Source organism: Fructilactobacillus carniphilus (assembly GCF_024029675.1).
Classification (GTDB): domain Bacteria; phylum Bacillota; class Bacilli; order Lactobacillales; family Lactobacillaceae; genus Fructilactobacillus; species Fructilactobacillus carniphilus.
Genome location: NZ_CP097121.1, coordinates 449,749 through 474,501, shown reverse-complemented (window position 1 = coordinate 474,501; position 24,753 = coordinate 449,749). Strand labels below are relative to the sequence as shown.

18 protein-coding genes are annotated in these 24,753 nt (G+C 41.2%); 2 read left to right on the top strand and 16 right to left on the bottom strand.

Annotation, left to right across the window (positions count from 1 at the left end; translation table 11 throughout):
* Positions 1–16: 16 nt before the first annotated feature.
* The 4 genes from M3M37_RS02435 to M3M37_RS02420 form a co-directional block, all read right to left on the bottom strand.
* Positions 17–742, bottom strand: a complete 726-nt coding sequence (locus tag M3M37_RS02435; RefSeq protein WP_252795572.1) for a multidrug ABC transporter permease — start codon at positions 740–742, stop codon at positions 17–19.
* Position 743: 1 nt separating this feature from the next.
* Complete coding sequence (locus tag M3M37_RS02430) at positions 744–1,637, bottom strand: XRE family transcriptional regulator (protein ID WP_252795571.1); 894 nt, start codon at positions 1,635–1,637, stop codon at positions 744–746.
* Positions 1,638–1,833: 196 nt separating this feature from the next.
* Positions 1,834–6,693: a glycoside hydrolase family 70 protein gene (locus M3M37_RS02425; RefSeq protein ID WP_252795570.1), complete on the bottom strand. Its 4,860-nt coding sequence runs from the start codon at positions 6,691–6,693 to the stop codon at positions 1,834–1,836.
* A gap of 90 nt (positions 6,694–6,783) precedes the next feature.
* Entirely contained in the window at positions 6,784–7,644 is an 861-nt protein-coding gene (locus tag M3M37_RS02420) for a helix-turn-helix domain-containing protein (RefSeq protein ID WP_252795569.1), read from the bottom strand.
* Between the two features lie 361 nt (positions 7,645–8,005).
* On the opposite strand from M3M37_RS02420, the gene M3M37_RS02415 reads away from it, so the two are divergent.
* Entirely contained in the window at positions 8,006–8,635 is a 630-nt protein-coding gene (locus tag M3M37_RS02415) for a pyridoxamine 5'-phosphate oxidase family protein (protein ID WP_252795568.1), read from the top strand.
* A gap of 44 nt (positions 8,636–8,679) precedes the next feature.
* On the opposite strand, the gene argH is transcribed toward M3M37_RS02415, so the two are convergent.
* The 10 genes from argH to parE form a co-directional block, all read right to left on the bottom strand.
* Entirely contained in the window at positions 8,680–10,068 is a 1,389-nt protein-coding gene (argH, locus tag M3M37_RS02410; RefSeq protein WP_252795902.1) for an argininosuccinate lyase, read from the bottom strand.
* Positions 10,058–11,269, bottom strand: coding sequence for an argininosuccinate synthase (locus M3M37_RS02405; protein ID WP_252795567.1), 1,212 nt, complete (start codon positions 11,267–11,269; stop codon positions 10,058–10,060). The genes argH and M3M37_RS02405 overlap by 11 nt, the downstream gene beginning before the upstream one ends.
* A gap of 22 nt (positions 11,270–11,291) precedes the next feature.
* Positions 11,292–12,035 carry an amino acid ABC transporter ATP-binding protein gene (locus tag M3M37_RS02400; protein ID WP_274705549.1) on the bottom strand — a complete coding sequence of 248 codons (744 nt, stop codon included), beginning with the start codon at positions 12,033–12,035 and terminating at the stop codon, positions 11,292–11,294.
* Positions 12,028–13,482, bottom strand: coding sequence for an ABC transporter substrate-binding protein/permease (locus M3M37_RS02395; protein WP_420842973.1), 1,455 nt, complete (start codon positions 13,480–13,482; stop codon positions 12,028–12,030). Before M3M37_RS02395 ends, M3M37_RS02400 begins: the two co-directional genes overlap by 8 nt.
* 18 nt (positions 13,483–13,500) lie before the next feature.
* On the bottom strand, positions 13,501–14,955 hold the full coding sequence (locus M3M37_RS02390) for an ABC transporter substrate-binding protein/permease (protein WP_252795566.1): 1,455 nt from the start codon (positions 14,953–14,955) through the stop codon (positions 13,501–13,503).
* A 474-nt stretch (positions 14,956–15,429) separates the two neighbouring features.
* The gene (gene msrA, locus M3M37_RS02385; RefSeq protein WP_252795565.1) at positions 15,430–15,951 is read right to left on the bottom strand and encodes a peptide-methionine (S)-S-oxide reductase MsrA; all 522 of its coding nucleotides are present in this window, start codon (positions 15,949–15,951) and stop codon (positions 15,430–15,432) included.
* Entirely contained in the window at positions 15,948–16,397 is a 450-nt protein-coding gene (msrB, locus tag M3M37_RS02380; RefSeq protein WP_252767187.1) for a peptide-methionine (R)-S-oxide reductase MsrB, read from the bottom strand. The genes msrA and msrB overlap by 4 nt, the downstream gene beginning before the upstream one ends.
* A gap of 118 nt (positions 16,398–16,515) precedes the next feature.
* Complete coding sequence (locus M3M37_RS02375; protein ID WP_252795564.1) at positions 16,516–17,457, bottom strand: manganese-dependent inorganic pyrophosphatase; 942 nt, start codon at positions 17,455–17,457, stop codon at positions 16,516–16,518.
* 73 nt (positions 17,458–17,530) lie between these two features.
* Entirely contained in the window at positions 17,531–19,981 is a 2,451-nt protein-coding gene (gene parC / locus M3M37_RS02370) for a DNA topoisomerase IV subunit A (RefSeq protein ID WP_252795563.1), read from the bottom strand.
* An 11-nt stretch (positions 19,982–19,992) separates the two neighbouring features.
* Entirely contained in the window at positions 19,993–21,954 is a 1,962-nt protein-coding gene (gene parE, locus M3M37_RS02365) for a DNA topoisomerase IV subunit B (protein WP_252795562.1), read from the bottom strand.
* A 150-nt stretch (positions 21,955–22,104) separates the two neighbouring features.
* On the opposite strand from parE, the gene plsY reads away from it, so the two are divergent.
* Positions 22,105–22,740, top strand: coding sequence for a glycerol-3-phosphate 1-O-acyltransferase PlsY (gene plsY, locus M3M37_RS02360; RefSeq protein WP_252795561.1), 636 nt, complete (start codon positions 22,105–22,107; stop codon positions 22,738–22,740).
* Positions 22,741–22,830: 90 nt separating this feature from the next.
* Here the strand turns inward: plsY and M3M37_RS02355 are convergent, their stop codons facing one another.
* The gene (locus tag M3M37_RS02355) at positions 22,831–23,703 is read right to left on the bottom strand and encodes an aldose 1-epimerase family protein (RefSeq protein WP_252795560.1); all 873 of its coding nucleotides are present in this window, start codon (positions 23,701–23,703) and stop codon (positions 22,831–22,833) included.
* A gap of 107 nt (positions 23,704–23,810) precedes the next feature.
* A complete protein-coding gene (locus M3M37_RS02350; RefSeq protein WP_252795559.1) occupies positions 23,811–24,731 on the bottom strand; it encodes a tyrosine recombinase XerC in 921 nt (306 codons plus the stop codon).
* Positions 24,732–24,753 lie beyond the last annotated feature (22 nt).

Sequence of the window (24,753 nt, the reverse complement as noted above, 5' to 3'; positions counted from 1 at the left end):
TCCTATCGTTGAACTGCTATACGGTTTGTTTTTTTAGTAAGTAATAAATGCCAATGATTACTGGAATCCCCGTCAATAAGCTAATCCCAATGAACCAGCCCACGTTAATCATCCAGGTTTGACCGAGAAATTTAGCCGTAATCACTTGATATAGGTAATAAGGTGGAAATAATTGCTGAATTTTCGTAATAATTTGTTCAAATTTTCCGTTTGCAAATTCATGAAATGGGATCAATAAAAACATCACTGCAAACATTAAAAAGAAACTAGTGGCATCAAGAGTTTGGGCATCTAGCCATTGCCCAATTAAAAAACCAAATAAACTGAGGTAAATTCCAAGATACAGCAGTAGCAAAAACAAAATTAATAACTTCCCAGACAATCCGTAGTCACCCAGTAACATTCCAAAAATTATTACTACAATTGCAATTACAGCGTTAAGAATGGTTTGGCACAAAAGATCATCAAAAATCCATTGTTTAATGGTGTATGGTGACGTCTCCATCTGGAGTAAATAAAAGTTTTTCGTGTAATTAAATGATTTGGCGAATGTCACTAAGGAATTACCAGCAATTCCCATTACAACAGAACAAGTAACCATTAATAACGAATTAGAACCAGCAGACGCATCATTACGATTAATTAAGTGCATCAATAAATAGAATAAAAGCGGAGTTATCATCGTGAAAAAAAGAAAACGCCGATTTCGAAAGGTCATTTTGAGCGTTAAGTAATTGTTCATGTTAGTCCTCCTGCACTTGATTATGACCACGATACCAGGCATCTAAATCTTGATTATGCGCGTGAATCATAGCGACCTGTTCATCAGCAGCGATAACTCCGTTTTTTAATAGCAACACCCGGTCAAAATAATGATCAATCTGATTAAAATCATGGGTGATCACCAATGTGGTCCCAGAAATTTGGTCCAAGCGCTGCCAAAAGCGGTCAATGGTCTCTAAATCCATCCCCACGGTAGGTTCATCGAAAATAAATAATTGAGCGGATTTCATCATCGTCAACAAAAACATCAGTTTTCGTTGTTGCCCACCGGATAATGAATCGACTACTTGTTGTCGTTGTTCCCATAAGTTGGCACTTTTTAGTAACCCGTCAATATCGATCATTTTTAAGTTGGCAATGCTAACTTCTAGCTCAATCATTTCTTGCACGCGCATTGGCCCAATTAATACGTTTTTTTGTGGCATTAAACTAAACTCTAATTTAGGTTGATAATGTCTTTCAATGTTTCCCGCATCTGGTTTAATTCGGCCGGCAATTAAGTTAACGAGCGTGGTTTTCCCTGCTCCATTACTTCCTAATAAAGCGACTCGCTCATGGTTATGTAAACTAAAGCTTACATTTTTTAAAATCGGTTGATTGTAGCTTTTACTAATCTTTGTTAATGCCAAAATTGACGTTTGTCGCATCGGTTGATTTAAAACTAAATAGTCTAAATCGACATTAAAAATTTGACTTAGTTGCACTAATTTATCTAAATCCGGTTCCGCGTCCCCATTTTCCCATTTCGAGATTGCTTGTCTAGACACAAATAAGCGTTCCGCTAATTGAGCTTGAGATAATTGTTGTCGTTGTCGCAATCGAATAATTTGCTTCCCTAATGAATTATTTTGCATTTGCGCTGTCCTCTCTAAGTTGATTAACTTTACTGTCCTCAATATAGCAAATCAAATGATTAATATACTAGGGAATCTCTAGCTCTGTTTCGCTGACAAGCTCGCAACGATGGGTTGCAATCGCTTTATATCAACGTTTTCAACCAATAAAAAAGGAAGTAGCTTTTAAACTACTTCCTTAAATACGTGTTAATTATTAATTAGTAACTGCTGTTTTGGCTTCATCGTTATTAGTAACCGTAGTAGCTTCAGGTTTGTCATCTACAGTTTCTTGTAACAATGCTCCCGTTTGTGGATCAAAGTTAACGGTTTTTCCCCCAATCACTTGGGTTCCGTATACCTTTTCACCAGCAGCATTAAGATAATAAGTTTTACCATCTTTGGTAATATATTGATTTTCTACCGGAGTACCATTATTTACATCAAAGTAATAAGTTTTACCGGTTTCCGGATTAGTAGCAAAATCACCTTTAACTTGAATTGAAGTCTTAGGATCGAAATAATGTGGATGTCCATTAATTACTTGATATCCAGAAACAATGTGTCCGTCTCTTGCATCGGTATAGAAAAATTGATTATTTCCAAGGTCAATAAATTCACCCTTACTTTGAATTCCATTGTCGTGGAAATATTTTTTCACTCCATCTAGCTCAATCAGTCCAGTCGCAGCATTTCCGTTCCTATCAATGTAATACCAGTTACCATCATGATCACCAGCATAACGATTAGCAACTAAGTTTCCGCTTCCATCATCAAAGTAATGAACGTGACCATCGGGAGTTTTAACAAAGCGGTCTTTAGCTTCCACCCCATTCTGGTCAAAATATTGGGTATACCGTCCTTCAACGGAATATAGTTGATTAGTCAACATCTTCCCATCATCACCAAAGTAGTAGGCATTACCACCCTTATCTAGAACGTATTGGTTACGCGCTTGTTTTCCTGAACCGGTGTAATAATACGTATTGCCATCTTGCCCCTGGAAGAATGAACTTCTTAGTTCAGTTCCATTTGGTAAAAAGTAATACTTGGAACCATTAATCGTTTGTTCTCCCGTTGCTAAATGACCACTGTCATCAAAGTAGTAGTAATTATCTAAGTCATCTTTAATGATAGAATGCTTAGCTTGATAACCGCTCGTATCAAAGTAAATAATTCCTTGTTGATCACGAGTAAATCCGGCGGAAGAAGGTAGGTTAACCAATTGTTTTGGCAGATAGCCATTACCGTTCCCATTATCAACCACCTTGAAGTAATGACCAGTAGAAGGATCCTTTAAGACGAAATCTTTACCCTTACCTTCAATGTTACTTCCATTGAAGTATTTAGCAGACCATTCCTTAATTTTAGTGCTTGGATCAATTGGTTGACCAGTTGAAATCTGTTTATCCTTAAATAATTCTGGATAATCTTTTTGCAATTGATCTAAGAATTCTCCACCAAATTTTTCTTGGTAAGCTCCACCACCACGGGTATTAGAAACATATAGGTCTCCCTGCATATCAGAATCAGTATTCTGCTTTCCTAGGGAGTCCGTCCGATTGACCGTCGTTAGTTCCTGCTTTTTCATGTTGTAAAGTTGGTCAGGAACAAAGTCAGCCATAACTTGAATTCCTTGGGCATGAAGCGCCTTAATTGCATCACGCAACTGTCCATCAGTTCCATATTTAGTTGGCGTATTGAATCCAAGATCGTATCGGTCTGAAAATGCGTATCCATTTTTAACGATTGAGTCTAGGAAAGTGTCGTCTTCACTAGACCGATACTGTGGTGCAAGCTGCATACTAGTAATTCCCCAATCACGGAACATTTGAGCATTTTTAGCAATCCGAACGTTAGCAAATTCATCAATCGTTTTCGGCATTGCTTGAAAATTTGAAAATCCTTCAAAAATAACTTGTGAATCTAAAGCCGAATTAGACCGGAAAGTATTCCCATCGTTATTCTGTTGGTCACTGGCGTTAGTTCTTGCATCTTGATTTGCGGCTGCCCCAACCGGAACCCATGCAGAAAGATATCCAGAAACTTGCGGATTGAGATAACCCTTAATTTCATTACCAGTGAAAATTAAATCTCCATTTTCATTTGTCCAACGAACGGGAGCCTGTTCATCAGTAGCATAATTTTGTAAGCCATCGGTCGTCGTTAAAATTACTGCTCTAAAGGCTTGGTTTCGATGGGCAGCTCCCATGTGCAATACAACTTGATCAGATTCATTTAACTTCAAATCGTGATTATTGCTGACAATTACTCCAATTCCTTCGGTTCTAGTTTCATCAGTCCCTTGGTCATCGACATTCATAGCCCCTTTTCCAAAGCGAACGCTGGTTAAGACATCATTTTTATCGACATCCATCGTTTGCCCACCAGCTACATATTTCATTCTGGTCTTAAGGAAATTATCGATTGCTTCAAAGTACGGTGATTTGGTTTCCATGAATGCCCCATCATCAGTATACAAATCTCCATAGTAAATCCGAGGAATCGTGTCTTTGTTGGTAAGCATCATTGCATATGCACTCGGCATATTGTAATGAGTATACTTTTTCTTAGCCTGCTTCATATCCTCATTGTAAACTTTGAAAGCAGCATCAAGCTGAGCTTGGGTTGGTGCCAAACTATTTTTCACCCCAGGATATAAATCCTCGATAATTTGCGCAATGACCGTTTGCACCTCACTATCGTGTGCTCTTACGAAAGAGTAATTAGGTAGAGCTTGATTATCTTGATTATCTCGGCTTCGATCTACCATTTTATATTCTAAGAATCGTTTCATCGCACCCCGCAGTTTATCTGGTTTAGTTAGTGACCAGATTAACTGCGTATGGCTATAATCATCCATACTAAGCTGACCTTGACCATGATCACGCATGTAAAGCGGATCATTATGACTCCAATCCTCTAAAATGGACAAATGACTCATCGCATTTTTATCAGATTTTTTTACCCCATATAAGGAATCAAAGTACTTGGCAGAAATATTGAGTAAATCAGCATCAACGTTATCAACGGCATCAATTCTAATTCCATCAAAATTAGCATCTGGATCATTATTAGTAATGGAACCAAAGTGCATTAAGAAATGTAACCAGTTTAATTGTTCCGCTTGAACCACAGGATTGGAATTATCAACATCATCAGCTAATAGTAACTCAAATCCACCCTTACTTTTATCAACGTCATACTTTTCTTTTCCAGTTTGGTTCGTTGGCGTCCGATTCATCAAACGGAAGTTTGAATTAGAGTCAGGCGTCAATTTACTGTTAACGAAACTTAACGCTCCTCGTTGCAAGTGATCATGATTAGGAGTTTCACTAATAATATTCCACTGTGGTTGTTCTTTGATGAAATCTTTCATCAATTCACGTAACCATTCTGTATCATTCCGTTGACTAATTTTAGTTTCAATCGCTTTTTGCACAGCGGTAACTGATTCATTTAATAAATGTTGATCATCATCAAGTTTAAACCCTTGCTGGTTATCAATTAAGCCGGCTTTAACCATATAATTTAAATAGTTAACTTCCGTCTTTTTGTCTGGCCACCAAGTCATTAGAATCGGACGATAGTCATTAGCTGTCGATGCCCGCCAGTCTTTCCCCTCAGCCAAAATTTCTTTTGGTCGATACCATGACTCAGCAGTTAAATATCCATCAATGTTTTTAAAATTATCCTTTGAGGTTCCATTGACAGCATTATGAGGTGTGTATGCAGTGGTCTGATCATTAATTCCTTCTTTGATTTTGGAATTTTTAGTTTCCGTTGCAATTCCAGTCTTAGCATCAAAATAAAGTAATTCTCCATTAAAGACTCCTGAGAATCCCCGCCGCATAATTCCGCTACCGTCAAAATAGTAAGTTTTTTTATCAACCGTTTGTAATCCTGTTACAATTTCACCGTTTTGATCGACATAATAAATATTTCCGGATACTTTATTTTTGTCATTTTCTTTTTTCCGTTGGTGATAATAAGGGTTACTATTTGAACTAGCGCTATTCCCAGTTTCGTCATCATCGTCTGGTTGCAATTTTAAAGCATCTAAATTATTCAATGCTTTTTGCTTATCAGATTCATAAAATGAGTTTTGCACTCGACTACCATCTTTATTAAATGCAATTTTTTGGGAATTAATCGTTTGAATTCCAGTGGCAAGATTACCACTCCCGGGCTTAAAGTAATAATTTTTACCATCAATCGTAGCGTAGTTACCTTTTACTTGTTTTCCGTCAGAATCAAAGTATTGAGTGAATCCACTAATCGTGGTTAAACCTTTAGCATAGCTACCATCATCATATTGATAGTAAAAATCACCATTTTTATCAAGATACTGTCCTGGTTTTTCCGGTAATTTATTTTGTTTGTTAGAATCAGTCTCTTCTTCATCTTGTTCTTCATCATCAGTTTTTGCTGATTCGGGTTGCTGGTTAGAATCTGTATTTTTTGTTTCTTTGGAGTCATGACGAAGTTCATTCTTTGAATCTGGTTGTTCGCCACTTTCCGAGTTTTGTTTTTCGGAATCTGCTTGATCAGAACTAGCCTTTGAATCTAATTGATTAGTTTGTGACTCGACGTTCGTCTCTTTAGCATTAGCATCAGTTTGTGTTTGTTCTGATGTTGATTGAACCGCCTTTTGTTGATCTGAAGCATTATTAGCAGCATCTTGTTCTAAATTAGCTGCTTGCTGCGGAGCTTCTGCAGCAACGCTACTTTTTTCTGACTGACTTTCCTGCTTTTCCGTTTGAGCTGCTTCCGTTTGCGTATTTCCAGTGGCAGCATCAGTTTTGGTTGCTAGTTGCGTAACTGTTGGATTTTCCTCAGCAGCTTTTACATCAGGTTGCTTTTGATCTGGCGTCTGTTGACTATCATCAGCTTTATTCGCTTCATTAGAATCAACCTGTTTAGTTATACTAGTAGCTGGTTCATTCTGATTATCAGCAGCAGAGACCTGGTTCCCACCAACTACGGTAACTCCAGCTAACGTAATGGTGAAAATTGCCCCAATTACCCAGGACTTCCCCGCTTTGTACATCTTTTTTCGACAAGTTTTATTAAACATCTATAATCCCCTTCCGGTTTGTTTGAGTTGATTAAAGTTATTCTAAAACTTTATCGAAAATATTTTAAGATTGTAGCAAAATTATTACAATTACCTAGCTAAAATAGTATTAATTTCCTTTCGTAACGATATAACTAACTTTTGGGCACCCAAATCATTTAAAATGGCTAACTTATGATTTACCTTAATTTCATAATCAGGTAAATGTTCTAAGACAATCCGGCGAATATCAGCCACTAAAACTAAATCATATCTACCAGTCTGTGAAGCAATTTTCCGTGATTCTGCTAATTCTAAAAATGGTGCTTTAATTTTTTGGTTTAAAATTAATAAGTAACAGTAATTAGCACTAAATGCTGCTTTTAATCCTGCTAATGTCGGATATTTTTTATCAATAATTCGAAAAGCGTGGTACATAATCTCGCGGGCCGTTTCTAATTCAAAGAAAAACAGGCTCGCATCTAAAATTCGTAAGTCCAACATGCACCACTCATCAATTTTCGATAAATCATTCCAGACTGGTTTTAGTAAACGCCGTAATGATTTTAGTTTTTGCACGTCAAAATTCTCATCATCAATTTTCATCATTGCTTCTACAGCTAACATGATATTTCTCGCAGTGTTGTTCTCATCTTTTTGATAAATTTTCCGTGCTAATCCTTTGATTCTTTCTAGGGTTTGATGATCACCAGAACTACTTAGTTGATATAAAAACAACTGACTTAACTCAGAAAAACTATTAGGATTATAGGCAGCTCGCTGCTTATCAAAATCACTTAGAGAAATACCTAATTTTTCCAGTATTTCAGTTCCTGTTTCAAAAGAAGGACTTTGATGTTTATTTTCAATTCGTACTACCGTATCACGTGAAATTAGGTTATGCGCCAACTGGCTTTGGGTAACCTGACGGCTTGTACGTAAGTATTTCAATAATTTTCCAAACTCTGTCAAAATAGCTCCTCCTTAATATTAAAATCATCCTAATTGCATGACAACAATTTGGTGAGTATTGTAACACACTGGCTAACTAGTTAATCTGAAAAATGAAGTAGATTTACTACATTTGGTTAAAGATTCCTAAATCTAAGTTATAGTGTATTTAGATAACTAAGGAGGTGTTAACTATGCCATCAATCTTTAACATTTTTACGTGGTTCTTTAAATTCTAATTTAATCAATTAATAAGTAACAATAAGGTAGATGCGATTAATTTAATGCATCTACCTTTTTTGTATTAATTCATTAATCAGAGTATCAAAATTCATTTAAAGGACTTACAATATATAGTAGTAAATTTAAATGAGGTGCGCTGATGTATTTAAAAAGATTCGTCGAACTATTTATTGTCTATGTAATTTCCTTTATCCTGGGAAGTTTAATTTACGGTTGGAACTTCTTTACTAGTTATTGGTTCTTAATTTTGCTTGGTGGAATCATTGGCTACATCGTCTTGGTCATTCCACTAACCATTATGACCATTCGCAAAATGACCAAGCGGGAAACCGCCAGCGGGGAAAACCAACCAGCCCAATCCAAATTCAGCCAGGTGCTAGCGAAACTACCTGGAAACTTCTATCTTGCTACCAGTGATTCTGCTGGTAATATCAGTAATTCAATTGTTACTTATACTCAATCTGAAAAACAAGAAAATGTGTTATACGTCGTCACTGATCCCAAAACAAAACGAGCTCAAAATGCTGTTAATCATCCCCAAGTCGCCATCGCCAGCTTATATGATCCCAAACTGGGGACGCGCTTCTCTTCTAATCAAGCAACGGCCCGAGTAATCCAAGGCAAACCAGCCATTACGGAATTAGTAAATTCCACTACTGCTTTACAAGGTTTTAACGATAACATTACCAACCAAGCAGTCCTAGAAATCACCATCACTTCCGCTGTGATTGAATCCTTCCGTGATGCTCCCGAAGTCGTTAACTTTTAGATCAAACAAAAACTGCTAACTCAATTGAGTTAGCAGTTTTTTAATTATGCTTCATTATTAAGAAGTTGTTGTGCCTGTTCAATTTGCTGTTTAATTGATCTAAATCCGGTCCCACCTAATGAATTACGTCGTTCTACGGCTACCTCTGGCTGTAACTCATGATAAACATCAGCTTCAATTAACGGTGAAGCAGCTTGTAATTCGTCTAATGCCATATCCTGCAGATTACGATGCTCTTGGATGCCTTTAAACACCAGCTGGCCGACAATCCCGTGGGCCTCTCGAAACGGCATACCCTTGTTAGCCAGGTAGTCAGCTAATTCGGTGGCGTTGGAATAATCATTTTCCGTACTAGCATACATTTGTTTCCGATTAATTTTCATCGTTTTTAGCATTCCGGTAAAAATCTTCAGAGTTGGTAAAATTGTATGAGCGGTATCAAAAACGCCTTCTTTATCTTCCTGTAAGTCCTTATTGTAGGCTAACGGAAGTCCCTTCATTGTCGTTAACAATCCCATTAGATGACCGTAAACCCGACCAATTTTCCCTCGAATTAGTTCAACCATATCTGGATTTTTCTTTTGTGGCATGATTGAACTACCGGTGGTGTAAGCATCGCTTAACTCTACAAAGTTAAATTCCTGACTGACCCACAGACTAAGTTCCTCACAGAACCGGGAGAGATGCATCATGAGCATCGAAGCATTACTTAAAAATTCGAGCGCAAAGTCCCGATCAGAAACGGCATCCAACGAGTTAGAGTAAACGGCCTGAAAACCTAATTCGTGAGCCGTAAATTCGCGGTCAATCGGAAACGTGGTTCCAGCCAAAGCTGCTGAACCAAGCGGTAATAAATCCGTATGTTTTTGGTTAAATTCAAAGCGTTCGTAATCTCGTTGCAACATGTTTAAATAGGCTAAAAATGATTGAGCTAATGAAATGGGTTGCGCATGTTGCAGGTGAGTATACCCCGGCATTACGGTTTCGACGTTTTCACTTGCTAATTGCAATAAAACCGTTTGTAGCTGTTTGATTGCAGTCAGAACCTGCGGTAACCGCCGCTTAACGTAAAGATGAAAATCGGTGGCCACCTGATCATTCCGCGATCTTGCTGTATGAAGTTTCCCGGCTACTGATCCAATTCGTTCCGTCAGCAATGCTTCCAGATTCATGTGAATGTCTTCGTTAGCCGTAGAAAATTGAAGCTTTCCGGCGGCTAAATCATTTTGTAAATCATGTAACCCTGCCGTAATTTGTTCTACTTCAGTTGCAGTGAGAATTCCAGTCTTGCCTAACATTTTGACGTGCGCTAACGACCCTAACAAATCTTCTTCGGCCATTAATTGATCAAAACCGATTGAAGCGCCAAACTCATCCACCAGTTGATCAGTTTCTGCTTGGAACCGACCGCCCCATAACTTTTTACTCATGATGATCTGCCTCTTTTTGTGCTACCTGAGCCGCTACTTGGGTTGGTAAGCCCCACAACTTGATGAATCCTTTGGCTGCTTCTTGATCAAACGAATCAGCAGCGGTGTAAGTAGCCAAATCTTTGTCATACAAGCTCCAGTTAGATTGCCGCCCTAGGATGGTAATATTGCCTTTGTATAGACTAAGCCGAACATCTCCATTTACTACTTGTTGGCTCTTTGTAATAAAGGCCTGCAAAGCTTGCATTAACGGAGAGAACCAGAGCCCGTTGTAAATTAATTCGGCCAATTCTTTTTCGATGTTTAACTTGGAGTGCGCCAAATCCCGTTCCAAGGTGAGGTTTTCTAATGCTTGATGCGCTTTAATCAAAACCATCGCTGCCGGTGCTTCATAAATTTCTCTCGATTTGATTCCCACTAATCGGTTTTCAATGTGGTCGATCCGACCCACTCCATTTTCTCCCGCAATTTGGTTGAGCGTTTCAATTAATGGAGCAAAAGCCATTTTCTGACCATCTAGAGCAACTGGCTTTCCATGTTCAAAGCTAATAACTAACTCTGTGGGTTGATCGGGTGCATCCGCAATCGAATTGGTCAGCGCAAAGGCATCCGCCGGGGCGCTGACCCACGGGTCTTCTAACACACCTGCTTCGTTAGCCCGACCCCAGATGTTGGCATCAATGGAGTATGGCGAATCCAAGTTAATTGGGATTTCAATGTCATGCTCTTTGGCGTAGTCAATTTCTTCTTCCCGCGACCAATGCCAATCCCGAACGGGACTAAGGACTTCAACGTCGGGAGCAAGCGCGTGAATGGCAACTTCAAACCGCACCTGATCATTTCCTTTCCCGGTACAACCATGAGCAATCGCCGTCGCCCCTTCTTGCTGAGCAACTTCCACTAACTTCTGCACGATTAACGGCCGTGATAATGCGGAAACCAGTGGGTAAACTCCTTCATACAAAACGTTTCCCTGTAGTGCTAACGTTAAATAGTTATCGGCAAATTCATCCTTAGCATCAATTACGTACGCAGCTACCGCTCCGGTTTTGAGCGCCTTGGCTTCTAACATTGCCGCGTCTTTTTCTTCACCAACGTTTACACAACAAGCCACCACGTCGTAACCTTGGTCAGTTAACCAAGCGATGGCTACCGACGTATCTAATCCACCTGAATATGCTAATACTACTTTTGGTTGAGCCATTGTAATTTCCTCCTTCTGCTTTTTAATCGACAATAATTTTATTAATGAAGTCTTTCGTCCGTTCCTCTTTCGGATGGTCAAAGATTTCCTCGGGCGTATCCTTTTCTAATAAGTACCCCCCGTCCATAAACCAGACTTGATCAGCTACCTTTTTGGCAAAGCCCATTTCATGAGTCACCACAATCATGGTCATCTTTTCATCCGCCAGTTCTTGCATTACCTGGAGCACTTCTCCGACCATTTCTGGATCTAGAGCACTCGTTGGTTCGTCAAATAGCATCACTTCCGGATTCATTGAAAGGGCCCGCGCAATGGCCACCCGTTGTTGTTGTCCCCCGGACAGACTAGCTGGATAGGCATCCGCCTTTTCTGCCAAACCAACTCTAGTTAAATACTTCATTCCAATTTTTTTGGCCTCAGCTTGACTCATCTTTTTTACCCGAATTGGTGCTAACGTGAGGTTTTCAATCACCGTTAGATTGGGGAACAGGTTAAAGTTCTGAAATACCATCCCAATTGATTCACCTAGCGTTGAAAGCTGTTGGGCCGTTTCCTTAGTTAAATCTTTGCCGTTGAACCAAACCGCTCCGCTAGTTGGCGTTTCTAACTGGTTAATGCACCGTAATAAGGTACTTTTACCAGAACCAGATGGTCCAATGATGCACACTACCTCACCTTTATTTACTTCTCCGTTAATGTCCTTTAGTACTTCGTTTTTTTCAAATTGTTTTTGAATGTGGTCAATTTTAATCAATGGATTAGTCATGTTTCATCTTTCCTTCCCAGTAATTTAATAGTCTTGTGAGCGTAAACGTGATGATAAAGTAGATGGCCATTACCACGACAATGGGAGCAACTCCCCGATAGGTATCAGCTCTCACGACGTTTAGTTCGTAAACCAAGTCCGTTACTCCGATAATCGAAACAATTGAGCTTTCCTTAATAACTGAGATAAACTCATTTCCTAGCGCAGGCCAAATGTTCTTAAAGGCTTGCGGTAGGATAATGAACCGGAGAGCATCATGCTTTGATAAACCGAGGCTCTTAGCAGCTTCCTTTTGCCCCTTCGCCACGGAGTTGATTCCTCCTCTGATAATTTCACTAACATAAGCGGCACTATTGAGGGTCACCGCGATAATCCCGGCAGGTAATGCAGGAATGTTAATCAAAATTCCGAGACCAAAGTAGACTAATAGTACCTGCACCATCATCGGAGTGCCCCGGACTACTTCGACGTAGCTAATGGCGGGCCAACTTAACCATTTCACGTTGCTTAACCGCATCAGGGCTAGCAATACTCCCAGGATAATTCCGCCAGCAACCGCACAAACAGAAATTAAAAACGTGTATTTTAAGCCATCAAAGAAGTACTTCCAGTAGTGCCACATCGAAGTGTTGGCGGTGTTAACCTTCATGTACTTAGCGGCCGTTTTTAGATACTGTGGAATTAAGTGTTGTTGGGCAATCTTGTCCATCGATTGGTTCACAGCCGTTTGGAGGGTCGTAGCTCCCTTCGGCATAGCAATCGCAAAGCCGGTTTCTTTCTTGTCTAACTTATAGTCAGCGGGAATCATCTTTAAATCCGGATCATTTTCCACGTAGGCCTGCGCCACTGGCTTTTCCACTCCCACAGCGTTAACCTTGTGAGTCTTGATTGCTAAGACTAAGTCCGTGGTCTTATCCATGCTAACTAACTTACTATCGGTTAAATGCTTTTTGGCTAAGGTTTGTTGCATCGAACCAGTTTGGGTTCCGACTTTTTCACCCTTCAAACTCTTTTGGTTCTTTAACTTGTTAGCATCAGTTTTGTTAATCAGGAAGCTTTGGCCTCCGTAGTAATAGATTTTAGAAAAATCGGCATTTTGTTCCCGGGCGGGAGTCGGATTAATTCCTCCTAATGCTAAATCAACTTTTCCAGTTTGAACGGCTACTAAGACGGAGTTAAAATCCATGTTCTTTAGTTGGAGCTTCACGTGGAGGTCTTTGGCAATTTGTTTCGCCACTTCAATATCCATTCCCACGTCTTTAGACTTGCCGTGTTCGTTAACCTGAAAGGCAAACGGCGGATAATCGGGAGCAACCGCTACTTTTAATACGCCTTGTTCTTTCACTTTTTGCAGTGAGTCATCAGCATGGACGGTTGCTTTAGCCAGGGTGCTCCCTAACACAACCGTTACCATGACCAAGAACCACTTGAGCCATTTTTTCTGCATCGCTAGTTCCTCCTCCGTTTAATCGTGTTTCATTCTTCTTTCCATGTAATTTAATAGTCTGGTTAGCGTAAAGGTAATGATGAAGTAGATGGCCATTACCACGACAATGGGCGCCACTCCTCGGTAGGTATCAGCCCTTACGACGTTTAGTTCGTAAACTAAATCCGTAACTCCGATAATCGAGACAATCGAACTTTCCTTGATGACCGAAATAAATTCATTTCCAAGGGCTGGCCAGATGTTCTTAAAGGCTTGGGGTAAAACAATGAAACGTAATGCATCAGTTTTGGATAAGCCGAGACTCTTGGCCGCTTCCTTTTGCCCCTTGGCAACGGAGTTGATTCCACCCCGGATGATTTCACTGACATAGGCAGCACTGTTTAAAGTCACCGCAATCATCCCAGCCGGAAGGGCCGGAATATTAACTAACACTCCCAGACCAAAGTATACTAGGAGCACTTGCACCATCATCGGAGTGCCACGGACCACTTCGACGTAACTAACGGCGGGCCAACTCAGCCACTTAAAATTACTCAACCGCATCAGGGCTAATATGATTCCCAGGATAATTCCACCCGCAACGGCACAGACAGAAATTAACAGCGTGTACTTTAACCCGTTAAAGAAGTACTTCCAGTAATGCATCATCGATGTATCAGCGGTGTTAACCTTCATATACTTACCGGCTTTTTTTAGATACTGAGGCATCAAGTGCTGGGCTTTGGCTTTGTCAATTGACTGATTCACAGCCGTTTGTAAAGTCGTGGCGCCCTTCGGTAAGGCCACCGCAGAACCAGTATCCTGTTTGTTTAAGTGATAGTTAGCTTTAACCATTTTGAGGTCCGGATCATTTTGCACGTAAGCTTGCGCTACGGGGGTTTCTACTCCCACGGCATCAACTTTGTGAGTTTTTAAAGCCAGAATTAAATCGGTATTTTTATCCATGGTGACCACTTTGGTACCATTTAAATTCTTTTTGGCCAAACTTTGTTGCATGGATCCGGTTTGGGTTCCCACTTTTAATCCCTTTAGAGCAGCTTGATTTTTCAACTTTTCTGTATCTGCTTTATTGATTAAAAATGATTCACCCCCGTAGTAATAAATCTGGGAAAAATCCGCATTTTGTTTCCGTTCTGGAGAAGGATTAATTCCACCAATGGCCATGTCAGCCTTCCCGGTCTGAATGGCCACTAAGAGGGAGTTAAAATCCATATTCTTAATCTGAAGCTTCACTCCTAAATCCTTAGCAATTTGTTTGGCTAACTCAATGTCCATTCCAACGTCCTTGGAATGGCCGTGCTGGTTAACCTGAAACTCAAACGGAGGATAATCGGGCGAGGTTGCCACCGTTAATACTCCCTTATCCTTCACTTTTTGCAGTGAGTCATCCGCATGCACGCTGTTACCGGTAACGCTGATTCCCACAATCAGCATGATGGTCAGTAACAACCACTTCCACCATTTTTTCTGCATTTCCTTTACTCCTCCATCTTTTCAACTTATTACGCCAACAAAAAAAGCGCCCCTTAGTCAATTTACCTTGACTAAAGGACGCTTTGTACGCGGTACCACCTTTATTATGCTGACCCAAAAAATCAACATCTCTCACGATCCAGCTTCGAATCGTTGGCTCTGTAATGGGAGCACCCAGTATGGTTTGCAATCGCATACAACAATTAGGTGACGTTCATCGAAGCTTCCACATGATGTTTCGCACTAACCAACATCTCACTGCGGGCTTCCGCTTGGACTACTACTTCCTAACTAACGCTTTGCTTTTGTAATTTTTATTTATCATAGCATGGATTCGAGATAATGCAACCCTTTTTTTAAATTTAATTCGGATAAAATTTAGAAATTGGGTACCAAGAAATCATAATGTCCGGATTTAACCCGAAATAAGCTTAAAAAAACTCCCATCATCAGTAGATGACAGGAGTTTATCAATTATTTCCAGTGTTCTTTGATGAATTGTTCACGACCACCCATTTCTTCAATTTGAGCTCGTAATGGGTTCTTTTTGTAGAAATCTTGGTGGTAGTCTTCGGCTGGATAGAATGGTTGGGCAGGTTCAATCTTAGTTACAATGGGAGCATCAAACTGGCCTGATTCTTCCAAAGCTTGCTTCGAAGCTTCTGCCACTTTTCTTTGTTCCGGACTGTTCACAAAGATAACCGGCCGGTAACTGTCACCACGGTCCTGGAATTGACCCATGGCATCGGTTGGATCCGTTTGTCGCCAGTAAATCTCCACTAAATCCTTGTAAGAAATAACACTAGGGTCAAACGTAATCTTTACGGCTTCCGTATGACCGGTGGTATGGCTGCAAACCTGTTCGTAAGTTGGGTTCGGCACATGGCCACCGGTATACCCAGACACTACGGAAATGATTCCCGGAGTTTCTTCAAATGGTTTGACCATGCACCAGAAGCATCCTCCGGCAAAGATTGCTGTTTCTTCTTTTTTCATTCGTTAGGACCTCCATTTTCGTCAACTTGAGCCTTGTACTGACCGTAACCAGCAGCATCCATTTCGTCATACGGAATGAACTTCAAAGCGGCGGAGTTAATGCAATACCGGAGTCCACCCTTATCGGCAGGGCCATCTGGGAAAACGTGACCCAAGTGGGAACCGGCGTCAGAACTTTCAACTTCTTCTCTAATCATGCCAAAGGAAGTATCGGTTTTGCTCTTTAAGTTTTCTTTCTTAATTGGCTTAGTGAATGCAGGCCAACCACAACCAGAATCATACTTATCAGCGGAACTGAACAGTGGTTCTCCACTCACAACATCCACGTATATTCCCTTTTTAAAGAATTGGTCGTACTTACCAGTGAAGGCTGGTTCCGTAGCGGCCTCTTGAGTAACTGCGTATTCTTCTGGGGTTAATTTTTGCTTTAATTCATCTTTGTTCATCACAAATTCCTCCTTGACATTTACTAACCTTTATTCTAATGATATATCCATCAATTGCAAATATATTGCTCACAATTAAAAAATAGCCGAATCCAAACGATCCGGCTATTCGGGTAAATTAGTTATTTGCTTCTAATTGCGTGGTTAATGGCGGAACGACTTGTTTCTTTCTGGAAACAACGCCAGGTAAATTCATTACATCGTTTTCGTCAAATTGGTTGTTAAAGGCTTGGGCAACTACGTCCTTTGGTTCTCCTACCGTAATTAGTTCTGAATTACTGGTTAAGACGTTCGTAACCAAGACTAAGAATAAATCATAGTTTTCGCTTTGAGCTTCCACTTCCATCGCTTGCTTGATTTCAGATAAACGCTTATTAACGTCTTCTAAATCAACCACGTTAATTTGATCAATTCGAACGTTTTTACCACCCAGGGTGAAGGACTTCGCATCACTATCAATTAATTCTTCTGCTGATTTAGCATCCACGTTCGTTCCTGCTTTCAGCATTTGCACGCCGTAGTCTTCATAGTTATCAACTCCAGCAATTTCAGCCAATGCTTGTAAGGCATCGCGATCAACGTCAGTTGTGGTTGGTGACTTTAAGAGTAACGTATCAGAAATAATCGCTGACATCATTAATCCCGCAATTTCCTTAGGAATCGTAACCCCTTCTTCTGAAAACATTTGGGTAATGATTGTTGAACAACAACCGTAAGGTGCAGCTCTGTAGTAAAGGGGTTTGGAAGTATCAAATCCGTTAATCCGGTGGTGATCAACTACGTGAGTAACCGTTAAATCAGCGATATCTGCGATACTTTGTTGGGGTTCGTTGTGATCAACCAACATTACCAAATCTGTTTCTGGCTTGGCGTGTTCTACCACACGGGGGGCTTTAACGCCGAAGTAATCTAAGACAAACTGCGTTTCAGGGTTAACTGATCCCAATGCAACTGCTTCTGTATCATAGCCATCTTGTTTTTCTAAGTATGCTAATGCAATCGCCGCTGCAATTGCATCTGTATCTGGATTTTGATGGCCAAAAACTAATTCTTTTGTCATGAAAAAATCTCCTTTATTCACCTGCTACTTTTACTTTACCATATTTTGTTCCCTGAGGGTCGCTAAACTTACCCTACTCCTCGACAAACTGTGTTTCTGGAATATTCGCTAATAGGACCGGAGTTCCATCTTTAGTAACATCCAGGAGCTTCGACCCGTTCGACGTTCTCGGGGCTACTTGATAATCAGCCACGAATACATCTTGCGCATGGCGCGTGTCCGTATAAACTCGAATCATGGATTCGGCGGAATCTAAGCACATGAAGTCCGCCAGCAAATTTGGTTTAGTCTTTAAATCGCGGAGTACCTTAATTCCTTTTCGAGCCCTAGCAGTTTGTGGAATATCAACCACTTGCATTTTTTTGAAATTACCATTTTGAAAGACCATTGCTAAGTCATCAGTCTCTTGCACAAGCTGAGCATTGATTACATGATCGTCTGAACCTAAATTAATGGCTTTGACTCCTACGGTCCGCGGTCCGTTACTGGATACCTCATCCAGTGCATATCTTAACCCGAGCCCTTGTTCCGTCATGATTAAAACGTCCTGAGTTTCGTTTGGTTCTAAATAAGTTACGTTAACGACGGCATCTAACTCATCTTTTAACTTGGTAAACATCATTGCTCGACTGCGGTAGGTTCGTCCCGGCAGTAACTTGGCAAATTCAACCTGTTTAATGTGTCCAGCCCGCGTAGCAATCACAAAGTTTCCAGTTTGCTTCAGAGAGCCAAAGGCTTGGACCGTAATTACTTTTTCGGTTGGCTGCAATCCAGTTAACTGGGAAATATGTTCCCCAGTATCTTTCCATTTACTATCTTCAATTTCATGCACAGGCCGATAAATCAAGTTACCGCCGTCAGTGAAAATGTAAATCGAGTCCCGGGTACTAAGTTGCTGGATAAAAACTGGATGATCATCCTCTTTTAAACCATTATCCGTTAAATCAGTGGCGCCAAAGGAACGTAAACTGGTTCGTTTCAAATAACCATCACGCGAAACGAGCACCATTACTTGTTCATCCGGAACGGTTACCTGCTTACTAATGTTTAAGCTTTCAATCTCTGGTTGGATGGTCGACCGTCGTGGCGTTTTGTATTCTGCAGCAATTTCCTGTAATTCTTGTTTCAACACCCGATCTAGTTCACTTGGGTCTGCCAAAATGGTTTCATACTCTGCAATTTGCGCCGCTAAATCCGCATTTTCTTCATTTAACTTAGTCACATCAGTATTCGTTAACCGGTACAATTGTAAAGCAACGATGGCATCCGCCTGTTTCTCGGTAAAGTCATAGGTGGTAACTAGGTTATCGCGAGCGTTTTTTCGATTTTGACTAGCTCGAATCGTTTTAATAACTTGGTCTAAAATCGATAAGGCTTTAATCAGCCCTAAAACAATGTGTTGACGATCTTGCGCCTTTTTCAAATCAAACTGGGTTCGTTTGGTTAACACGGAACGCTGATAAGCCAAATAAGTGTCTAAAATGTCTTTTAACGATAACCGTTCGGGCCGCATGTCCTTGATGGCGACCACGTTAAAGTTATATGAAATTTGCAGGTCCGTATTTTTATACAGATAGTTTAAAATCCCACGTTCATCCACGTTTCGTTTTAATTCAATTGAAATCATTAAGCCGGAACGGTCTGAGTCATCTCGGACTTCGGCAATTCCTTCAATTTTTTTGTTTAACCGAATTTCGTCAATTTGCTTCACAAGTTGGGCTTTATTTACTTCGTACGGAATTTCTGTGACCTGTACTAGTTTCTTGCCACCACGCATCTCACTAATGGTAGAACGGGAACGAATCACAACCCGACCGTGCCCCGTTTCATAAGCCTGCTTAATGCCATCTAACCCTTGAACAATTCCACCAGTTGGGAAATCTGGGCCCTGAATGAACTGCATCAGTTGATCTAACGTCGCATCTGGATGCGCTTGTAAGTAAATCAAGGCATCCACGACTTCACTCAGATTGTGCGGCGGAATTTCCGTCGCGTATCCAGCCGAAATCCCGGTAGCTCCGTTTACCAGTAGGTTGGGAATCCGGGCTGGTAACACAGTCGGTTCGGATTCGGTATCGTCAAAGTTTAAAACCCAACTGACCGTATCTTTATCGATGTCACGCAGCATTTCGCCCGCAATCTTACTCAAACGTGCTTCTGTATACCGCATGGCTGCCGGCGGATCACCATCCATCGAACCATTATTTCCGTGCATATCAATTAAGGGCGCCCGCAGTTTCCAATCCTGACTCATCCGAACCATGGCATCATAGATGGAACTATCACCGTGGGGGTGAAAATTCCCCATGACGTTTCCGACTGATTTAGCCGACTTCCGAAAGCCCTTATCGTAAGTATTGCCATCCTTATTCATGGAATACAAAATCCGACGTTGGACCGGTTTTAACCCATCACGAACGTCTGGTAAGGCTCGTTCTTGAATGATGGCCTTGGAATAACGACTAAAGCGTTCATCCATGACAGATGCTAACGATAAGTCTTTAATTTCGGCATGCTTTGCCATTTGTTCACCTTCTAATCCAAAGTTTTATCTAAGATACTACCTTCATCTTCTAAGGTAAATTGAACGTTACTTTCAATCCAATTTCTCCGCGGTTCCACCTTAGTTCCCATTAAAGTCGAAACCTGTTTTTCGGCCATCGCCGCATCATCAATTTGGACCCGAATTAAGGTCCGGTGGTCTGGATCCATCGTAGTTTCCCACAACTGGTCCGCGTTCATTTCTCCGAGCCCTTTAAAGCGTTGCAATGTCATTCCCTTAGGAAAATCAGGACGTAAGCGTTCAAGTTCTTCATTGGTCCAGGCGTACTCAACCTTGGTCTGTTTGCCTTTACCAGCTTGCAACTTGTACAACGGCGGCAACGCCACGTAAACTCGACCAGCTTCAATCATCGGGCGCATGTACTTGTAAAAGAACGTCAGTAACAAGATTTGAATGTGGGCCCCATCATCATCCGCGTCCGTCATGATGATAATCTTATCGTAGTTGGCATCTGAAAGCGAAAAGTCACTCCCCATGCCAGCCCCAACCGTGTACATAATCGTACTGATTTCTTCGTTCTTTAAAATGTCCGTAACGCTGGCTTTTTCGGTATTCAAAACCTTCCCTCGTAACGGTAAAATCGCCTGGTGTTTCCGGTCTCGTCCCTGTTTAGCAGATCCACCCGCTGAATCCCCTTCGACAAGGAATAACTCGTTTTTACTGGCATCCTTAGACTGGGCTGGAGTTAACTTCCCGGATAACAACCGTTCACTTTTTTTCTTCTTTTTTCCGCGTCGGCTTTCATCACGAGCTTTTTTAGCGGCTTCTCGCGCTTTACGAGCTCGCAAGGCTTTTTGGACTAAGGTATTTGCAAAATCCCCGTTCTCCATCAAAAAATAGACCAGTTGTTCTGAAATCACGCTGTCTACAATTGACCGAGCCGCTGGGGTCCCTAGTTTACCTTTGGTTTGCCCTTCAAATTGTAAATCCTCTTCTGGAACCCGCAAAGAAATCACTGCTGTGAGACCTTCTCGCACATCAGATCCGTCCAGATTTTTATCTTTTTCCTTTAATAATCCGACCTTACGCGCGTATTCGTTCATCGCCTTCGTCCAACCACTCCGAAACCCAGCTTCATGGGTTCCCCCGTCATTAGTCCGTACGTTGTTAACAAAGGAAATCATCGTTTCTGTGTAACCATCGTTGTATTGTGCGGCAACTTCCACTTCGATTCCATCCTTAGTGGTATCAAAATCCATCACTGGACCTAAAGTGCTCTTGCTTTCATTTAAATACGTAACAAACTCTTTAATTCCTTCATCAAATTGATAAACTTCTTGACGTTCTTGTCCCGCTCGTTTATCAGTAAGGGTAATTTTAACCCCCTTTAATAAAAAGGCAGCCTCCCTTAAGCGGGTTGCTAACGTATCGAAGTTATAAACCACCGTGGTAAAAATCGTCGGATCCGGTTTAAATGTAATTGTGGTTCCCGTGGGCTTCGTGGTCTTTCCCAGTTTCTTCAAAGTTCCCACCGGTTGACCACCATCCACGAATTGTTCTTCGTACAACTGATGGTCCCGGACGATTTGAACCGTGAGCTTAGTTGATAAAGCGTTCACAACACTCGAACCAACCCCATGCAGTCCTCCAGAAGTTTTATAGCCACCCTGGCCAAATTTACCCCCAGCGTGCAGGACCGTCAGAATTACTTCTGGAGTCGGTTTACCAGATGCGTGCATCTCAACCGGCATCCCCCGACCGTGGTCTTCAACGGTAATACTATTATCAGCATTAATTGTGACATTAATGGCATCACCGTAACCGGCAATAGCCTCATCAACGGCATTATCAACAATTTCATAAACTAAATGATGGAGTCCCCGGCTATCGGTCGAGCCGATGTACATTCCGGGCCGTTTGCGGACGGCTTCTAAACCATGTAAAACTTGAATTGAGGAAGCATCATAAGCTTGGGTTTCCTTTTTTTTCGTCATCGTTCATTACTCCTTTTTTTGCCATTCTCATCATACCCGATTTAACTGGGATTGCAACAATCGAGGTCAGCTGTTAATCAGTGGTGCTGTTTTCTTGTTAGAATAAATGCTAAAATAACGGTTGTTGGTTTTTTCAAAGCAGGAGGAAAAATGGTTAAAATAGTGCTACTTTTAATTATTGCCTATTTGTTAGGCTCCATTCCCAATGGAATTTGGATTGGGAAGCTTTTTTTTCACGTTGATATCCGGCGGCACGGCTCTAAAAACATTGGGGCCACCAATACCCTGCGAGTTTTGGGGCCCGTGGCTGGAACCATTGTGATGCTATTAGACATCGGAAAGGGATGGCTAGCGACCTGGTTACCAATGCAACTGGGAATTCATTCCTGGTACCCTTTGATTTTTGGCATCATGGCTGTCTTGGGCCATACCTTTTCCATTTTTGACCACTTTAAGGGGGGCAAGGCTGTGGCTACTAGTGCTGGAATGTTGATGGCCTACAACTTTGGGTTCTTCTTAATCGCAGTGGTAACGGCCTTCACTTCGGTCTTTGTTACCAGCATGATGAGTTTAGGGAGTATTCTGGGGTTCATCATTATTTTCCTGGTCTCGTTAACTACTTCTGACGTAGCGCTCCAAATTGTAGCATTGGTCCTGACCATCTTTACCATTTATCGCCACCGCAATAACATCAAAAAAATCATGAACGGAACCGAAAATATTCTCCCATTTGGATTATACTACTGGTATTTACAATCCAAAAAAGCAAGACAACAGAAAAAATAACATAATAAAAAAGGACCGAGTCCGCAAGTCCAGCAAATCAGAACTAAACTGATATTCCGCTGTGACTTCCACTTCGAAGTCCTTTTTTAGTTAGAAAAATTTCAACTGAAATTCAAACGTCTTTTTAGCCCCTGGCCGTAACTTACGAATGTCAGGCTTATCCGCTAAATTACCAGAAACCGTTTCAGAATCAGCAACTCCCCACCACGGTTCCAAGCAGACAAAGTTGGAAACCGGTGGATACGTGGACCAAATCCCTAGGTAGTCATTGTGAATCCCAGTTAAGGTGACCCCCCACTTATGATCAGTGGCAGCAATGGTAACTTCCGTCTTTGGATTCATTTTCACGTTAAGAATTTGGGCGTCATCCTGAAATAGTGAATGTTGTAATGAAACCGGTTGTTGAAATAAATCGGTTGTTTGTTCCGTTTTAGTTAAACCGTCCGTACCTAGTTTAATTCGCTGGTATGCAGTCGCTGGTGTAACCGTCAACGTTGCCGGTGTGACGTCTTTTTCTAAGGGAACCCGAAAGCCTGGATGAGCCCCGATTGCGTACAGTAGCTCGTCTGACTCACTCGCATTGAGAACCGTCATTTGCACCTCCACGTGAGCATGGCGCAGAGTATAACTAACCACTAATTCAAAGTCGAAGGGATACATTTCCTTGGTTTCATCATTTGGTTCTAGTAAAAAGACCGCTTGATCAGCCGTTTTACTAATCACTTGAAACTGCTGATCTCTAGCAAAACCGTGCTGAAACATCCGATAGGTTTGTCCCTGATATTGATACTGATTATTTTTTAGTTTTCCCACAATCGGAAATAAAATTGGAGCATGGCGTTTCCAGTGAGCCGGATCAGCATTCCAAATGTACTCGTGACCAGCACGAACCACGGAGGTCAATTCTGCCCCGAGTTCATCGATCTTAATGGTCAATTGGTCATTACGTAATTCAACAGTCATGATTCTCGCTCCAATTTAATTTATTTTATCCCTTTGAGTCGTTCTTGGGTCTACTTAGTTCAATTCTATAATAATTGGAGCGAATAAAAAAGAATTATCTTTGCCGATTAATCCCGCTTAAAGAACTGTTGATAGTTTTGGAGTAATTTTTCCTTAGTAACGTGCGTATAAATTTGAGTCGTAGCTAGGTTACTGTGCCCTAACAATTCCTGAACCGTTCGTAAATCAGCCCCGTTATTTAGCATTTGGGTAGCAAAGGAGTGCCGCAACATATGGGGATGGATGCTGCTGTGTAAACCACTTCGTTTCATAACCTGGTTTAACGCATATTCAATCCCCCGATCCGTTAACGGCAACCCCCGATAATCGACCATCAGATAATCATGATTCTGGTGCGTTTTTTGCATTAACGTCTGACGACCCCGGTGTACAAAGGTTTCAATTGCTTCATGGGCATACCTACCAAAGGGTAAATAACGATCCTTATTTCCCTTTCCGTGGACTAACATCATATTATTGTCTAAATCAATTTGGCGTAAAGTGAGCTTAGCACATTCACTCACTCGAATTCCGGTGCCATACAAAACTTCTAATAACACCGTATCCCGCTCGGCTAATTCTGGCTTTGGATTTTGTTTAGCCGTCGCAAACAATTTATTCAGTTCCTGATCGTAGAAAAACCGAGGTAAGCGGGGTTGCTGCCGTTTGATTTGGACGTAGCGAAACGGATTTTCTGCGGTTAACCGATTATTGACCAAAAAATTATAGAATGAACTTAGCGCTGAAACCTTGCGAGCCACCGTATTGGTTCCGTCTCCTTGATCATGTAACTCACTCAAATAGACCTCCACATCGAATGGTTCAACCTTGGTAAAGGAAATGCTCTTCCCCGTTGTCTGTAAGAAATTCTCAAATTGGTCCAAGTCATCGCGATAAGCGCGGATGGTCAAATGAGAATACTGTCGTTCACCATCTAGATAGCGTTCAAACAACACGATTAATTCTTGATTCGTTTTCTTGGGTTGCATGGCGCACCTCCATTACAAAAAA

Coding starts and splice junctions, on each gene's coding strand:
- M3M37_RS02435 (WP_252795572.1), bottom strand. CDS start 742: ATGAACAATTACTTAACGCTCAAAATGACCTTTCGAAATCGGCGTTTT.
- M3M37_RS02430 (WP_252795571.1), bottom strand. CDS start 1,637: ATGCAAAATAATTCATTAGGGAAGCAAATTATTCGATTGCGACAACGA.
- M3M37_RS02425 (WP_252795570.1), bottom strand. CDS start 6,693: ATGTTTAATAAAACTTGTCGAAAAAAGATGTACAAAGCGGGGAAGTCC.
- M3M37_RS02415 (WP_252795568.1), top strand. CDS start 8,006: ATGTATTTAAAAAGATTCGTCGAACTATTTATTGTCTATGTAATTTCC.
- M3M37_RS02405 (WP_252795567.1), bottom strand. CDS start 11,269: ATGGCTCAACCAAAAGTAGTATTAGCATATTCAGGTGGATTAGATACG.
- M3M37_RS02400 (WP_274705549.1), bottom strand. CDS start 12,035: ATGACTAATCCATTGATTAAAATTGACCACATTCAAAAACAATTTGAA.
- M3M37_RS02395 (WP_420842973.1), bottom strand. CDS start 13,482: ATGCAGAAAAAATGGCTCAAGTGGTTCTTGGTCATGGTAACGGTTGTG.
- M3M37_RS02390 (WP_252795566.1), bottom strand. CDS start 14,955: ATGCAGAAAAAATGGTGGAAGTGGTTGTTACTGACCATCATGCTGATT.
- msrA (WP_252795565.1), bottom strand. CDS start 15,951: ATGAAAAAAGAAGAAACAGCAATCTTTGCCGGAGGATGCTTCTGGTGC.
- msrB (WP_252767187.1), bottom strand. CDS start 16,397: ATGAACAAAGATGAATTAAAGCAAAAATTAACCCCAGAAGAATACGCA.
- M3M37_RS02375 (WP_252795564.1), bottom strand. CDS start 17,457: ATGACAAAAGAATTAGTTTTTGGCCATCAAAATCCAGATACAGATGCA.
- parC (WP_252795563.1), bottom strand. CDS start 19,981: ATGGCAAAGCATGCCGAAATTAAAGACTTATCGTTAGCATCTGTCATG.
- parE (WP_252795562.1), bottom strand. CDS start 21,954: ATGACGAAAAAAAAGGAAACCCAAGCTTATGATGCTTCCTCAATTCAA.
- plsY (WP_252795561.1), top strand. CDS start 22,105: ATGGTTAAAATAGTGCTACTTTTAATTATTGCCTATTTGTTAGGCTCC.
- M3M37_RS02355 (WP_252795560.1), bottom strand. CDS start 23,703: ATGACTGTTGAATTACGTAATGACCAATTGACCATTAAGATCGATGAA.
- M3M37_RS02350 (WP_252795559.1), bottom strand. CDS start 24,731: ATGCAACCCAAGAAAACGAATCAAGAATTAATCGTGTTGTTTGAACGC.